At 53.2% G+C, this 491-nt stretch carries 1 pseudogene; it reads right to left on the bottom strand.

Annotation, left to right across the window (positions count from 1 at the left end):
* Positions 1-263 precede the first annotated feature (263 nt).
* Positions 264-371, bottom strand: a pseudogene (locus tag BV911_RS19435) (IS5/IS1182 family transposase); the annotation flags it as partial.
* Positions 372-491: the final 120 nt, after the last annotated feature.

The following is a 491-nucleotide window of genomic DNA, read 5'->3' as shown; positions in this document are numbered from 1 at the left end:
GCTGCTGACGCCCGGTGAGGCTTATGATACCCACAATCAACACCTGAAAGTCGCCGCCTGACATGAACCCAATGCTATAGCTTGGCTCGGCGGAAAACTGGTCTAAAATCTAGGACCACCTCTCTAGGACATTCATCGACGTGTTCGACGCCATCGGAAAAATCTGCGATCTATACGAACCTCAAGAATGCTGGAACTACTTCAAGGCCGCCGGATATGTTTCAGGTTAAAACAGAAACGCTTTAGGCTCCAGACTCATTAATTTACAACCAGAACAAAACAGTTGCGGCGAGGGCAATGGCGGACAGGAAGACCTTCGGGCACCTGTCGTAGCGCGTGGCGACACGGCGCCAGTCCTTCAGGCGGAGAAACGCGCGAAAGTTGGTGATGCCCTGAGGGGCGGCATATCATGGCGGAGTTCAGACGCCGTCAATTCTCAGCCGAGAAAAGGATATGCCACATGTCAGAGTCTACCATCACCCAACTGCCCG

The organism is Pseudoruegeria sp. SK021 (assembly GCF_002119405.1).
Taxonomy (GTDB): domain Bacteria; phylum Pseudomonadota; class Alphaproteobacteria; order Rhodobacterales; family Rhodobacteraceae; genus Meridianimarinicoccus.
Note: the sequence above shows the minus strand (reverse complement) of the source record. Positions and strands in the feature narration are given on the sequence as shown.